Here is a 13,607-nt window from a genome sequence, read left to right as displayed (position 1 = left end):
AATAAATCGAGGTGATTGAAATGAAAACAAGGTTAAAAGAATTACGTGCTCGTTTTGGTATCAATCAAACCGAGTTGGCAAAGCGGGCACGCATCTCACGTCAAACCGTCAGTTTAATCGAACGAGAAGAGTTTATGCCGTCCTTATTGATTGCGGTTAAAATCGCACGAGTATTTAATGAGCCCATCGAGGAAGTATTTCAGTTTGACGAGGAGGAACTTCAATGAAATCATGGTTTAAATTTGGTCTGCAAATGTTTTTAGGTGGACTCGTCGGCTACACGTTTATGTACGTATATTTGAACAACGAAAGCATTCAAATCGATTTGACAAATCTTGTCTTACCTTTCACATGGCTTCTGTTGTTGCTGCTACTCGGATTGACCGCTTGGGGAGCTAGCCGTCTGCAACGGATTCGCCGTCTGACGAAACAACCATTGACCGGCGATGAAGAAGATGAGGCGGAAGGTTACATGTATCAGGCTTATAGCGACGGTTCACTCGCATCGACGTTGACGGTCATCCTCAGTCTCACTTCAGCTAGTTTTATTTTATTGACGGGTCAATCGCTTGCGTTTCTCATCGCGATTTTACTTTCACTTGTGGCCGGTATTGTTCTCTCTTATTCACTAAACAGGCTGTTGGCCGTGATGTACCCAGAACGTGCCCTCCCAAAATTATCCGACCCGGATTATGCACAACGATTACTCGACCTGTCCGATGACGGGGAAAAACATGTCATGTTGCAAGGCTTATACAAGACGAACCTTTCAACGACTTCGCTTATGACGCTTGCGATTATTTTGTTGCTTGTCTATTCGGTCCTAACAGGAGATTCACAACTCTTTTCAATTTTCGTCGTTTCCTTGATCATGGTGTCCACGAATATTCAATATATCCGAATCATCCGCTCCAAAAATTGACGCTTCCTTTCCGGTTTGCTACGCTTTTGTCAGAATTGTAAGACGAATTTTAGGGGGATGGACATGCTACACGATTTCACACGGTCATACGCCGAGACGCTTGATAAAAGCGATGCTCTGGCACGCTATCGGGAAGAGTTTTATTTGCCGCAAGACGGGATTTATATGGATGGGAACTCGCTCGGACTGTTGTCGAAACGGGCCGAGCGAACGCTCATGGAATCGTTACAGGACTGGAAAGAGCTCGGGATCGACGGATGGATGTCGGGGCGTCACCCATGGTTCAACTTGTCCGAAGAACTCGCCGGCTTGAACGCCCCGCTCATCGGGGCACGAACGGAAGAAGTCATGGTGACGGGATCGACGACGGTCAACTTGCATCAACTCGTCGCCACGTTCTTTAAACCAAAAGGAGCACGGACTAAAATCTTGGCCGACACTTTGACGTTCCCTTCAGACATCTATGCGCTCAAGAGCCAACTCGAACTGCACGGGCTCGACCCGGCCGAGCATTTGATCCAAGTCGACAGCCCGGACGGCCGCTACTTGCGAGAAGACGATATCATCGCCGCGATGACGGACGACGTCGCTCTCATCGTCTTACCGACGGTGCTCTATCGGAGCGGGCAGATTTTGGACATGGCCCGTCTCGCCAAAGCGGCCCACGCGCGTGACATCTTGATCGGCTTTGACGCCTGTCATTCGGTCGGCGCCATCCCGCACGCGTTTCACGATTGGGGCGTCGACTTTGCCTACTGGTGCAACTATAAACATTTGAACGGCGGACCGGGAAGCGTCGGCGGCCTGTTCGTTCACGAGCGTCATTTCGGTACGGCGCCAGGGCTTGCCGGCTGGTTCGGTTCACGCAAAGACAAACAGTTCGACATGGACCACACGATGACGCCCGCCGATCATGCCGGAGCGTTTCAAATCGGGACGCCGCACGTCTTGAGTCTCGCCCCGCAACTCGGCGCGCTCGAGATGTTCAACGAAATCGGGATGGAGGCGATTCGTGAAAAATCACTCGCCTTGACGACGTATATGATGGACCTTGTCGAGACGGAATTGCGTCCACACGGGTTCGTACTCGGCAGTCCGCGTGACGAAGCTGCTCGCGGCGCGCATCTCAGCCTCGAGCACCCGGAGGCGGCCCGCATCTGCAAGGCGCTCAAACAACACCGGGTCATCCCGGATTTCCGCGCCCCGAACATCATCCGGCTCGCCCCGGTCGCGCTCTACAACACGTTCACAGATGTGTATAACGTCGTCCAAATTTTGAAGACGATCATGGATGACAAAGAATATGAGGCGTTCGCGAACGTCCGCGAAGTCGTGGCGTGAGGAGGAAAAACGATGAGTGAACGAATTGAACATAAAGTCGAAAAGACGATTCAAACCGACTTCTCAAAAGACATGTCATACGGGGACTATTTGCAGCTCGACCCGATTCTTTCAAGTCAGCACCGCCTGTCGGACCACCACGACGAGATGCTCTTCATCATCATCCACCAGACGAGTGAGCTATGGATGAAACTCATCTTGCATGAGTTGACCGCCGCGACGAGCGCGATCGCGAACGAAGAGCTCGAACGCTCGTTCAAGATGCTCGCCCGCGTGTCAAAGATTCAACAACAACTCATCCAGTCGTGGGGCGTGCTGGCCACACTCACACCGGCCGAGTATCTCGAGTTCCGGGACAAGCTCGGATCGTCGTCCGGTTTTCAATCGTATCAAAACCGGCAAATCGAGTTCGCGCTCGGGTTCAAGAACGCACGGACGCTCAGCGTCTACGCCCATGACGAGGCGTTGTATCCGCTTTTAGAGGCGTCACTTCATGCCCCGAGCATTTATGACGTGACGGTGCGTGAGATGCATCGTCGCGGCTTGGCCATCGACCAATCCGTCCTCGATCGTGACGTGACGACGGATTGGGAATGGAACGAGAGCGTCGAAGCGGCGTGGGTCGAGGTGTATCGGGACGTCGACACGTACTGGGACCTGTACGAGCTCGGCGAGAAACTGCTCGACATCGGCAGCCAACAACAGATGTGGCGCTTCAATCATATGACCACGGTCGAACGTATCATCGGTCAAAAGATGGGAACCGGCGGCTCGTCTGGCGTGAACTATTTGCGACGGGTGTTGGACCACCGCTTCTTTCCGGAGCTTTGGACCGTCCGGACGAAACTATGAGGAGGCGACAGCATGAGTTGGATTGATGTATCACAACCGCTCGAAGACGCGACGACGACGTGGCCTGGGGACACACCGTTTCGCTATGAGATCGCTTGGCCGATGGCCGACAGCGGCTCGGTCAACGTCGGAAAAGTGACGATGAGCCTCCACGCCGGGACGCATATTGACGCGCCGTTCCATTTTGATGACGCCGGCAAACGCGTCATCGACCTCGATCCCGGGCTCTATATCGGACCCGCCCGTGTCATTCACCTGTCTGGACACGACCGCATCGAGGCCAGTGACTTGGACGGCTTCGACTTGACCGGAGTGGAACGGCTCATCTTAAAGACAGACGGCTGGCCGGATAAACGTGTGTTTCCGACACAAATCCCGGAACTGACCCCATCGCTCGCCGACCGGCTCGGTGAACTCGGTATTTACTTGATCGGTCTCGATTTGCCGTCGGTCGATGCGATCGACAGCAAAGACATGGCGGCGCATCATGCCCTCGCCCGAAACGGCGTCCATATTCTTGAAGGACTCGTCCTCGACCATATCGCGCCAGGCGATTATGAACTGAATGCCGTCCCGCTCCCGATCGTCAAAGGAGACGGCAGCCCGGTCCGCGCCTTGCTGCGCGCGCTCGATTAATCTTGTATCCATCCCTCGCGGATGGTTTTTTTTGTGGGAAACTGTGGGACGATGCTTGAGTGGTCAACAGAGCGGGAAGAGAGGTAGTACGCAAACTGTGTAGAAAGGAGTGTTTTTTATGAACGTCATCTCATTTATTCTCCCCGCCTATAACGAAGAAAAAAACATTCCACTTATCTTCGAAGCCATCCGTGAGCAATTCGAGGGGAGCACGTATGACTATGAAATCGTGTTCATCAATGACGCGAGTTCTGATAATACGCTAGACGCCATCAAACAGTTGGCGCATCGGCACACGGAAGTCCGGTACGTTTCCTTCTCACGAAACTTCGGAAAAGAAGCGGCAATCCTCGCTGGTCTGCAACACGTGACCGGGGACGCCGCCATTTTAATGGATACCGACTTGCAACATCCCCCTGCCCTCATTCCTCAAATGATCGCGGGTTACGAAGAAGGATATGATCAAGTCATCGCCAAGCGCGACCGGACCGGCGAGAGCGGGGTCCGGAAACTCGCGTCGCAGACGTACTATAAACTGATCAATAAAATTGTCGACGTTGAACTTGAAGACGGCGTCGGCGACTTCCGTCTCCTAAGTCGGGAAGCGATTGACGCGCTGTTACGGATGAACGAGAATCACCGTTTCTCGAAAGGATTGTTCTCTTGGATCGGGATGGAGCAAAAAATCGTCACGTATGAGAACGTCTTGCGTCAAAACGGCGAGACGAAATGGTCGTTCAATCAGTTGTTCAACTACGGGATCGACGGGTTGATTTCCTTCAACTCGAAACCGCTCCGGTTCTGCTTTTATACGGGCGTCTCAATCCTTATGTTATCGATGCTCTACATCTTGTTCACGCTGTTCGGCATCATCCAAGACGGTGTCGAGACACCGGGTTACTTCACGCTCATCTCGGCGATCCTGTTACTCGGCGGCATCCAACTCGTCAGCCTCGGGATTATCGGCGAATACGTCGGACGCATCTATTTCGAGACGAAACAGCGTCCCGCTTATTTGATTCAAGAAACCAATATGCAAAGGAAGAGTGTGAATGAACAAGCGAAAGGCAGAGTTTATAAGATTCATCGTCATCGGGGGAATTAACACCCTCAATTACTATTTGGTGTACATGTTGTTTCATCACGTTTGGAAAGTCGGCTACGGGGTCTCTCATGTGGTGGCGTTCACGCTCAGCATGGTCGCCTCTTTCTTTTTGAACAGCTATTTCACGTTCAAGGTCAAACCGACGTTACGTAAATTTTTACAGTTCCCGTTGACGCAAGTCGTCAACTTCACCGTCACGACCGTCTGTATTTATTTACTCGTCGAACAGCTCAATGTCTCGACATCGATCGCGCCGCTGTTCGCCCTCTTCATCGCCGTGCCGGCGACGTTCATCGTCACGAGTAAAATTTTAAAACGCGAGCAATCGGCCGTATGAAGAATGTCATACTCGTCGTCGCAGCATTTCTCGTGTCAATCGTCGCCCATGCGTTCTTCATCTACTATCAATCACAAGGCGGCTACATCGCCGGACCGAACGACGGATTATCGCAAATGGTCCCGTTCAAACATTTCTTGTACGAGACGTTCCATAAAGGCAACCTCGTCTATGCGGAAGACTTCGGCTTCGGCGGCGGGATCATCACGCAGCTCGCCTACTATTACGCGACGTCAGTCGTCTTTTGGCTCACAGTCGCCGTCGTCTCGTTGTTCGATGCGCTCGGGCTCGTCAATCCTGACTTAGAACTATGGTTACAGCTCGCCCTCGTCGTGAGTGTCGTCCGCCTTGCTGTCGTTTTATTATTTACGACGTACGCGTATCGACTCTTTCACGTCCAGACGCTTTACGCGTTTGCCGGTGCTGTCGTTTATGGCGTGTCGGTCATGTACATCCGGCACGTCACGTTTTGGGAGTTTTTCGCGGACGCCTTTTTATGGGTGCCGCTCCTCGTCATCGGGCTCGAGCGGATCATCCGGCTCGGCCGGGCGGATTTGTTCATCATTGTCAGTGCCATCATGCTCATCAACAATTTTTACTTCGCCTACATCAACTTGGTGTTCGTCCTCGTCTATGTCTTGTTCCGCCAGTTCATCCGCTTCCCGGAAGATCGGCTCAGACGTCGGCACCAATGGATGCTCTATAGCGGATCTGGCGTCCTCGCGCTCTTGTTGAGCGCGTTCGCGTTCGTTCCGGCCACCTATGGCTTTCTGCAGAACGAGCGACCGTCACTCGCACATGACATTCCGTGGCTCCGTCTCGATAACGTGTTATACGATAGCACCATTTTAATCATTCCGGCAGCGTTCGTGCTGCTTGCGCTCTATCGTCCACTCTATCGCCATACCGCGTTCCGGCTATTCTCGTCGATGAGCCTCCTGTTCATCGTGCTCCACTTCAGCCCTCACGTCGGCAGCTTCTTTAACGGGTTCTCGGCCCCGCAATTCCGCTGGGAATACCTCGCGAGCTTCACGATCGGCGGTGCGGTCGCGGTCGGGTTGTCGCAGTGGCGGTTCGAGACGCGCGCGTTCCTCATCGCCGCAGCTGGGACGGTCTCGCTTTATCTCCTGCTCGGTCTATTTGGGGATGTCGCGTCATGGCCGGTCGGTCTTGTCATGTTTGGGCTGATGCTCATCACCGTCGCGTCGCTTTGGTGGAAACCGGTACTTGCACCTTACATCCTCATCGCATCATGTCTCATCGTCTTCAATGGCTATACGAAGCTCATCCTTCACGACAAATCGATCGTCAACACGAACGAGGCGTTCGTGAACAGCTCACGTTACGACAGTGCCGAACAGCGGGAGTTAATTGATTTCGTGAAAGAAGAAGCCGGACCGCTCGAACGTCTCGATTGGATGGTTCATTTGCGCAACAACACCCCAATCGTCCAGTCGTTCCTCGGCACGAGTCTTTATTCAAGCATTTTGAACGGGAATTTGCTGACGCTCTATTGGAGCGACCTCGAGATTGATATGTTGCGGGAAAGTGTGAGCCGCTACGGTACGCTCGGCAATCGCGCGAACTTGCACCACTTGTTGTCGAGCCCTTACTGGATGCGTAACCAAAACGTGTCGAGCGAAGCACCTTACGGGTTCAACTTGCTCGCCGAGACGGAACGTTACGCCGTCTACGAGAGCGAGACACGGCTCCCGTTCGTTCGGACGACGACGTCCACATATCGTCAAGCCGAGCTTGACGACGCCTCGATGTTGACGCGCGAACAGGCGATGCTCTCGGGTGTCATCTTAGAAGCTGGAAACGAAACGCCGACCCCGGCCCAATCGATCGACTTCACGACAGAAGGTGTCGATGCCGCGCTCGACGATGATACGCTTCGTGTCACTTCCGATGAAGGGGGACTCGACTTGATTCCTGACGTCCCGGCGACGGCGACAGGCGACCTATACGTCTCCTTCAATATCCGGAAGCTTGAGGGTGACGGCTTCTTCATCCAGCTCGGCGGTTACCGGACGACCCGAAAGCCCGAGGCTTCGATTTATCGGACCGACCTCACCTCGATGACGCTTCGCACCCCTCTATCCGAGCGTGTGCCGTTGCGTCTTCCGGAAGGAACGTACGCGCTCGAAGACGTGACCGTCGAATGGGAAGATTATTCGACGCTCGAGTCCGCGCTTGACGAGGCGGATGCTCGCCCGGACATCCCGGTCACGTGGGACGGTCCCGACCTCGACTTCACGGTCGAGGATGCCCGCCCTGAGACATACGCCGTTCTCCCCGTCCCGTTCGAACGAGGATGGAGCGCTCGCGTCAACGGAGAAAAGCGCGACGTCTTACAGGCGAACTACGCGTTCAGCGCGATCCTGCTCGATGAAGGACGAAACGATGTCGAATTGACGTATCGTCCCCCGTTCTTCACCGTCACGACCGCACTCAGTTTGCTTGGTCTCGGTCTATTCGTCGGTTATCTCATCTATCTGCGCCGCAAAGAGCATCCGTTCACGTGAACGGATGCTCTTTTTCTTGCATGATTTCGCTCGAACTTTTCCGGTGATCGAACTTTTTCGAGATTTGAATCTTATACTTGAGATTCTCCTCGTAGTCTTTCGCAAACACACCCGCATACAAGAAATCGAGCAGGCAATGGATGGAATCGTTCGAGGTGAAGCTGCCAATCTTTGAATAGAGCCGCTCACGCGTCGTCAACCGGAGTGTGCAATCCGCCTCATGCGAGATGGCGTTCTCCCCGAGGCTCGTCAAGGCGAGCACCGGGACGTCGCGTCGTTTTAAATATGGGATGAGACCGACCGTGTAATCACTCTCACCTGTATAGGAGATGAGGAGCGCACACGTTGCTTCGTCTGCATTTGCCGCCTCGAACTCGGCGTCCACCTCACAAAGTGTGACTTGCTTGCCGATGCGGTTCATTTTGGACTTGAAGTCATGACAGAGTAGCAAGTTATGAATGATTGAAAAGACTTTAATATGCCTAGCCTCATGCAACATCGTGACGGCTTGCTCGAACGCCTCATGGTCAAGGAGCGATAACGTGTCTTCAATCGTCATCTGCTTCAACGCCGCCACTTTGTTCGCCACCGTCATCAACCCGTCCTCAGCCGCAAACGGGTAGTTGGCATCCACGTCTGAGAAATGACGATTCAAATAGTCGATCTCCTCTAAAAACACAGTCTTCAACTCGAGCCAACCCGAGAACTCGAGCTTCTCGGCGATTCGGCTAAGGATCGATGGATGCGTATACGTCGCCTCTGCGATTTGCTTCATCGTTTTCGTGGAGATGTGTTCCCGCTGTTCAAATAAATAATCGATGACGCTTCGCTCAGACGGCGAGAATAAATCTTGTTTTAATTTCTCGGTCAACAACATGACGACGCCTCCTGTAAATGAAATTCACAAAAATAAATATACAATTGTATTTGTTTGTAAACGCTTTCGGACTTATCTCCAATCGTATTGTCTCTATTTTTCTTTATTTTATACTGAATGAGAAGCTTAGTTACACCTATTTCATTTACACTTCTGTTTTATTTTTTGTGAATCAACAAGGAGGAAATTGACATGACAACCGGAATCAAGCTCGTCACAATCGGAGGCGGCAGCAGTTACACACCAGAATTGATGGAAGGATTCATCAAACGCTACGAAGAGTTGCCGATCCGTGAGATTTGGCTCGTCGATATCGAAGCTGGGAAAGAGAAGCTCGAGATTGTGGGGCAGATGGCCCAACGGATGTGGGACGCCTCACCTTATGACGTCACCGTACATCTCACGCTCGACCGGAAAGAAGCCTTGAAAGACGCCGACTTCGTCACGACCCAGTTCCGTGTCGGCTTGCTCGACGCCCGCATCAAAGATGAACGCATCCCGCTCTCGTACGGCATGGTCGGGCAAGAGACAAACGGGGCCGGCGGCATCTTAAAAGCGTTCCGGACGATTCCCATCATCCTCGACATCGTCGAAGACATGGAACAACTCTGTCCGGACGCGTGGCTCGTCAACTTCACGAACCCGAGCGGCATGGTGACAGACGCCATCATCCGTTACGGGAGATGGGACAAAGTCATCGGACTTTGCAACGTCCCGGTCAACGCGATGATGGCCGAGCCGGAACTGATCGGCAAGAAACCGGAAGAACTGACGTATTCGTTCGCCGGATTGAACCACTTCCACTGGCACCGTGTCCATGACTCGAACGGGACAGACGTCACGCGTGACATCATCGACAAGATGGTTGACGGGGATTCAGGCATCCCGGCGAACATTCACGACATGCCGTTCTTCAAAGAGCAGTTGCAGCAGATGAACATGATCCCATGCGGTTACCATCGTTACTATTACCGCGCCGAGGAGATGCTCTCCCATATGCTCGAGGAGTACCGAGACCCGGCTGTCGGCACACGGGCCGAACAAGTGAAGCAGACGGAAGCGGAGCTGTTCGAACTGTATAAAGACCCACACCTCGACCACAAGCCCGAGCAACTGTCCAAACGTGGCGGCGCCCACTATTCGGACGCGGCGTGCGAGACGATCGCATCGATCTATGCGAACAAGAACACACACATCGTCGTCTCGACGAAAAACAATGGGGCCGTCCCTGACCTTGCCCCGGACGATGTCGTCGAAGTGTCCGCCTATATCGGGGCGACCGGGGCGAAACCGATCGCGTTCGGCGCGCTCGCTCCCGCCGAGAAAGGCTGGCTCCAAGTGATGAAGAACATGGAGCTGTGCGTCGAGGAGGCGGCCGTGACGGGCGACTATGGCCTCGCGCTCCAAGCGTTCATTCTCAATCCGCTCATCCCGAGCGGTGAGACCGCGAAACGCGTGCTTGACGAACTCTTAATCGCGCACAAAGACCACTTGCCTCAGTTCGCCGACAAAATCGCCGAGCTCGAAGCGAGCGGCGTGACGGTTAAAGACGAAGTCGTCCGGTCGCTCCACCCTATCGAACAAGCATGAAAAAAAGCCGGCGCATATAGATGCGGCGGCTTTCTACGTTACTTGATCAATTCGAGGTCGACCGGGATGCTTTCTTCGACCGTCTCCCCTTTTAAGTAGTTGACGGCAGCTTCCACGCCGAGCTTCCCAATCTCCGTCGGCTTTTGCGCGACCGTCGCGGCCATCGTTCCGTCCTCGACCGCTTTGACGGCGTCGTCCGTCGCATCGAAGCCGATGACTTTGACATCGCTCATCCCAGCGCTGTTGAGCGCTTGGACGGCACCGAGTGCCATCTCATCGTTATGTGCGAACACGGCCACGATGTCTTTATTGTCTTGCAAGATGTTCTCCATGACCGTCAAGCCTTGGGCCCGGTCAAAGTTGGCCGATTGTTTCGCGACGACGTCGAGTTTTCCATCGATCGCCTCGTTGAACCCTTGACCGCGGTCACGCGTCGCCGAAGCTCCTGGAATCCCTTCGAGTTCGACGACTTTTCCGCCTTCCCCGACGAGTTCGACCATGTATTCGCCCGCAAGCTTCCCGCCGGCGACGTTGTCTGACGCGACGTGAGCGACGACCTCACCTGACTCGGCGTTCCGGTCGACCGTGATGACCGGGATACCCGCGTCGTTCGCACTTTGGACAGCGGCTCCGACCGCTTCAGAGTCCGTCGGGTTGATGAGAATCAAGTCCATGCCTTTTTGAATCATGTCTTCGACGTCACTCACTTGTTTCGCCGCATCGTTTTGTGCATCTGCGACCGTGAGTGTCGCGTCGAGTTCAGCCGCTTGTTCTTCCGCACCGTCTTTCAATGCCACGAAGAACGGGTTGTTCAACGTTGAGATCGAGAGACCAATTTTAAAGTCCCCATCTTTCGTCTCCTGCTCCGAACTCGACCCAGGTTGTTCCGTCGAGCATGCCGCCATGAGGACCATCGTCAATACGAGTAGCCAAGCTGTCCATTTTTTCATCTTACGTTTCCCCTTTCGATGATTACGCATTTTGTTTTCGATCAAGTAGTACCGCGAACAAGATGACGGCACCTTTGACGACGAGTTGGAAGAACGATGAGACCCCGAGCAAGTTCAAGCCGTTGTTCAACGTTCCGATAATGAGCGCTCCAATGAGCGTCCCGACAATCCATCCGCGACCGCCAGCTAAACTTGTCCCCCCGAGGACGACGGCTGCAATCGCATCGAGCTCATATGACGTCCCGGCTGTTGGTTGCGCCGAGTTCAGACGTGACGTCAAGATGATGCCGGCGAGTGCGGCGAGCATGCCGGATAATGAGTAAATCATGACTTTCACTTTGTTGACGCCGATTCCCATCAGCTTCGCGGCTTCCTCGTTGCCACCGATAGCGTACGTATGACGACCGAACGTCGTTTTCTTCAAGATGAAGTACAACACCCCGAACGCGATCAACATTGTGACGGCCGGTACCGGGATAATCCAGAAGTAGCCGCGGCCGAGCATCTCGAACCACGTCGAGTCACCAAGCCCCGTGATCGGACGACCGTCCGTATAGACGAGCGTCATCCCCCGATAGATTGTCATCGTGGCAAGCGTCGCGATGAACGGCGCCACTTTCCCATACGTGATGACGGCCCCGTTGAACGCCCCGAGTAACGCCCCGGCGATCAATCCGAGTGCGATCGCCATGACGGCGTGTTGCCCATCGACCATCATCCCGGCGACGAACGCCGACGAGAGCGCCAAAATCGAGCCGACCGACAAGTCGATCCCCCCCGTCAAGATGACGAACGTCATCCCGAACGCGATGAGCGCGTTGATCGATACTTGGCGTAAGACGTTAAAGATGTTGTTGAGCGAAAGGAACCCTGGCTCAAGCGCCGTCACGACGACGATGATGACGAGCAGTCCGAACAACGGACCTAGCTTTTGTCCCCAGCCGAGCTTTTGCGGTCGGTTTAATGCAGTCGCTGCTTTCAATTCCATGTTACTGTCCTCCTGTCGCATAAGTCATGACGCGCTCTTGTGTCGCCTCATGTTTCGCGAGCGTCCCGGTGACGACCCCTTCGCGCATGACGACGATGCGGTCGCTCATCCCGAGCACTTCCGGTAAATCCGATGACACCATGATGATGGCGACGCCTGACTCGGCGAGTTCGCTCATGATCGTGTAAATCTCTTTCTTGGCGCCGACATCGACACCGCGCGTCGGCTCATCAAGGATGAGGACGTCTGGTTCAACACCGAGCCACTTCCCGAGCACGACTTTTTGTTGATTCCCGCCCGAGAGCGACTTCACTTTTTGTTCCATCGAATGGTGTTTGACACGTAGCTTTTTCAAATAGCCGTCCGCGAACTCTTCTTCCGCTTGCCGTGAGATGATCGTCCCTTTCGCTCGCCGATCGAGCGTCGGGAGCGAGAGGTTTTCTCGGAGCGAGAAGTCGAGCAACAACCCTTCGCCTTTGCGGTCTTCCGTCAAGAAAGCGATGCCGTGAGCAATGGCGTCAGCAGGCTTCTTGATGCGCACTTCTTTTCCGTTCAGTTTGACGACGCCAGCTTTCGCCCGGTCCGCCCCGAACAAGGCGCGCATCACTTCCGTGCGCCCGGCCCCCATGAGCCCGGAGAATCCGACGATCTCGCCGGCACGGACATCGAACGAGACATTGTGGAACCGGTTACCTATCAATCCATTGACTTCGAGCACGACGTCACCGATCGTCGCCGTCCGATCCGGGTAACGCTCGCCAATCTCTCGGCCGACCATCTCTTTGACGATCTCTTCAAATGACGTGTCTACGATGCGATGTGTCCCGATCGAAAGCCCGTCACGAAGCACGGTGATCCGGTCGCACAGTTCAAAGATCTCTTCCATTCGGTGCGAGATGTAAATGATGGAGACACCTTGGTCACGAAGTGCCCGTGAGACCGCGAACAGGGCACGAATCTCGCGGTCGGTGAGTGCTGCCGTCGGTTCATCCATGACGATCACTTTCGCGTCCGTCATGAGCGCCTTGGCGATCTCGATCATCTGCTGCTGCCCGACCGATAAATTTTTCGCGAGTTCATCGACTTCCATGAACACGTTCAGCTCGGCCAAATATTCACGTGCCCGACGCTTCATCTCTTGTTGTTTGATGACGCCGAACGCCCCTGTCAACTCGCGACCGAGAAACAAGTTCTCCGTCACGGTCAATTCCGGCAAAATATTCAACTCTTGATGGATAAAGGCGATGCCTTCCCGCTCCGCTTCTTTCGGATGTTTGAATTGACGGACCGCACCGTCGATGACGACTTCTCCTTCATCCTGGGCGTGAAGCCCGGTCATCACTTTCATGAGCGTTGATTTCCCGGCCCCGTTCTCCCCCATCAAGGCATGAATCTCACCAGGCAACAGTTCGAAATCGACACCTTTCAAGACACTGACCGGACCGAACGATTTATGGATGCGTTTCAATTCGATATGCATC

Annotated in this window: 13 protein-coding genes; 9 read left to right on the top strand and 4 right to left on the bottom strand. The window is 54.0% G+C overall.

Annotated elements, in window-relative coordinates; translation table 11 throughout:
* Positions 1-20: 20 nt before the first annotated feature.
* The 8 genes from P398_RS0103990 (at position 21) to P398_RS0103955 (ending at position 7,721) form a co-directional block, all read left to right on the top strand.
* Positions 21-227 carry a helix-turn-helix transcriptional regulator gene (locus P398_RS0103990; RefSeq protein ID WP_024371245.1) on the top strand — a complete coding sequence of 69 codons (207 nt, stop codon included), beginning with the start codon at positions 21-23 and terminating at the stop codon, positions 225-227.
* On the top strand, positions 224-922 hold the full coding sequence (locus tag P398_RS0103985) for a DUF3169 family protein (RefSeq protein WP_029334121.1): 699 nt from the start codon (positions 224-226) through the stop codon (positions 920-922). The genes P398_RS0103990 and P398_RS0103985 overlap by 4 nt, the downstream gene beginning before the upstream one ends.
* Positions 923-985: 63 nt before the next feature.
* Positions 986-2,263: a kynureninase gene (gene kynU / locus P398_RS0103980; RefSeq protein ID WP_029334120.1), complete on the top strand. Its 1,278-nt coding sequence runs from the start codon at positions 986-988 to the stop codon at positions 2,261-2,263.
* A 12-nt stretch (positions 2,264-2,275) separates the two neighbouring features.
* Positions 2,276-3,115, top strand: a complete 840-nt coding sequence (gene kynA, locus P398_RS0103975) for a tryptophan 2,3-dioxygenase (protein WP_024371248.1) — start codon at positions 2,276-2,278, stop codon at positions 3,113-3,115.
* A gap of 12 nt (positions 3,116-3,127) precedes the next feature.
* Entirely contained in the window at positions 3,128-3,751 is a 624-nt protein-coding gene (gene kynB / locus P398_RS0103970) for an arylformamidase (protein ID WP_024371249.1), read from the top strand.
* A 118-nt stretch (positions 3,752-3,869) separates the two neighbouring features.
* Positions 3,870-4,856 carry a glycosyltransferase family 2 protein gene (locus P398_RS0103965; protein ID WP_024371250.1) on the top strand — a complete coding sequence of 329 codons (987 nt, stop codon included), beginning with the start codon at positions 3,870-3,872 and terminating at the stop codon, positions 4,854-4,856.
* Positions 4,804-5,193, top strand: coding sequence for a GtrA family protein (locus P398_RS0103960; protein WP_029334119.1), 390 nt, complete (start codon positions 4,804-4,806; stop codon positions 5,191-5,193). The genes P398_RS0103965 and P398_RS0103960 overlap by 53 nt, the downstream gene beginning before the upstream one ends.
* On the top strand, positions 5,190-7,721 hold the full coding sequence (locus P398_RS0103955; RefSeq protein WP_029334118.1) for a YfhO family protein: 2,532 nt from the start codon (positions 5,190-5,192) through the stop codon (positions 7,719-7,721). The genes P398_RS0103960 and P398_RS0103955 overlap by 4 nt, the downstream gene beginning before the upstream one ends.
* On the opposite strand, the gene P398_RS0103950 is transcribed toward P398_RS0103955, so the two are convergent.
* Positions 7,714-8,598 (bottom strand): MurR/RpiR family transcriptional regulator, encoded by an 885-nt coding sequence (locus P398_RS0103950; protein WP_024371253.1) that lies wholly within the window; start codon positions 8,596-8,598, stop codon positions 7,714-7,716. The genes P398_RS0103955 and P398_RS0103950 overlap by 8 nt on opposite strands.
* Positions 8,599-8,790: 192 nt before the next feature.
* On the opposite strand from P398_RS0103950, the gene P398_RS0103945 reads away from it, so the two are divergent.
* Entirely contained in the window at positions 8,791-10,188 is a 1,398-nt protein-coding gene (locus P398_RS0103945) for a 6-phospho-beta-glucosidase (protein WP_029334117.1), read from the top strand.
* Positions 10,189-10,226: 38 nt separating this feature from the next.
* On the opposite strand, the gene rbsB is transcribed toward P398_RS0103945, so the two are convergent.
* Genes rbsB through P398_RS0103930 form a run of 3 tightly spaced genes read right to left on the bottom strand, consistent with a single transcriptional unit; the run spans position 10,227 to position 13,606 of the window.
* The gene (gene rbsB / locus P398_RS0103940) at positions 10,227-11,138 is read right to left on the bottom strand and encodes a ribose ABC transporter substrate-binding protein RbsB (protein WP_024371255.1); all 912 of its coding nucleotides are present in this window, start codon (positions 11,136-11,138) and stop codon (positions 10,227-10,229) included.
* Positions 11,139-11,160: 22 nt separating this feature from the next.
* Complete coding sequence (locus P398_RS0103935) at positions 11,161-12,126, bottom strand: ABC transporter permease subunit (RefSeq protein WP_029334116.1); 966 nt, start codon at positions 12,124-12,126, stop codon at positions 11,161-11,163.
* A gap of 1 nt (position 12,127) precedes the next feature.
* Positions 12,128-13,606, bottom strand: coding sequence for a sugar ABC transporter ATP-binding protein (locus P398_RS0103930; protein ID WP_024371257.1), 1,479 nt, complete (start codon positions 13,604-13,606; stop codon positions 12,128-12,130).
* Position 13,607: the final 1 nt, after the last annotated feature.

It is taken from the genome of Exiguobacterium aurantiacum DSM 6208 (assembly GCF_000702585.1).
Taxonomy (GTDB): domain Bacteria; phylum Bacillota; class Bacilli; order Exiguobacteriales; family Exiguobacteriaceae; genus Exiguobacterium; species Exiguobacterium aurantiacum.
The sequence above is the reverse complement of the archived record's forward strand: the minus strand, read 5'-3'. Positions and strand labels throughout refer to the sequence as shown.

What these genes read in the sequence shown, in the direction of transcription:
- kynB (WP_024371249.1), top strand. Translation starts at nt 3,128, where the DNA reads ATGAGTTGGATTGATGTATCACAACCGCTCGAAGACGCGACGACGACG.
- P398_RS0103965 (WP_024371250.1), top strand. Translation starts at nt 3,870, where the DNA reads ATGAACGTCATCTCATTTATTCTCCCCGCCTATAACGAAGAAAAAAAC.
- P398_RS0103945 (WP_029334117.1), top strand. Translation starts at nt 8,791, where the DNA reads ATGACAACCGGAATCAAGCTCGTCACAATCGGAGGCGGCAGCAGTTAC.
- P398_RS0103960 (WP_029334119.1), top strand. Translation starts at nt 4,804, where the DNA reads ATGAACAAGCGAAAGGCAGAGTTTATAAGATTCATCGTCATCGGGGGA.
- rbsB (WP_024371255.1), bottom strand. Translation starts at nt 11,138, where the DNA reads ATGAAAAAATGGACAGCTTGGCTACTCGTATTGACGATGGTCCTCATG.
- P398_RS0103935 (WP_029334116.1), bottom strand. Translation starts at nt 12,126, where the DNA reads ATGGAATTGAAAGCAGCGACTGCATTAAACCGACCGCAAAAGCTCGGC.
- P398_RS0103950 (WP_024371253.1), bottom strand. Translation starts at nt 8,598, where the DNA reads ATGTTGTTGACCGAGAAATTAAAACAAGATTTATTCTCGCCGTCTGAG.
- P398_RS0103990 (WP_024371245.1), top strand. Translation starts at nt 21, where the DNA reads ATGAAAACAAGGTTAAAAGAATTACGTGCTCGTTTTGGTATCAATCAA.
- P398_RS0103955 (WP_029334118.1), top strand. Translation starts at nt 5,190, where the DNA reads ATGAAGAATGTCATACTCGTCGTCGCAGCATTTCTCGTGTCAATCGTC.
- kynU (WP_029334120.1), top strand. Translation starts at nt 986, where the DNA reads ATGCTACACGATTTCACACGGTCATACGCCGAGACGCTTGATAAAAGC.
- kynA (WP_024371248.1), top strand. Translation starts at nt 2,276, where the DNA reads ATGAGTGAACGAATTGAACATAAAGTCGAAAAGACGATTCAAACCGAC.
- P398_RS0103985 (WP_029334121.1), top strand. Translation starts at nt 224, where the DNA reads ATGAAATCATGGTTTAAATTTGGTCTGCAAATGTTTTTAGGTGGACTC.
- P398_RS0103930 (WP_024371257.1), bottom strand. Translation starts at nt 13,606, where the DNA reads ATGCATATCGAATTGAAACGCATCCATAAATCGTTCGGTCCGGTCAGT.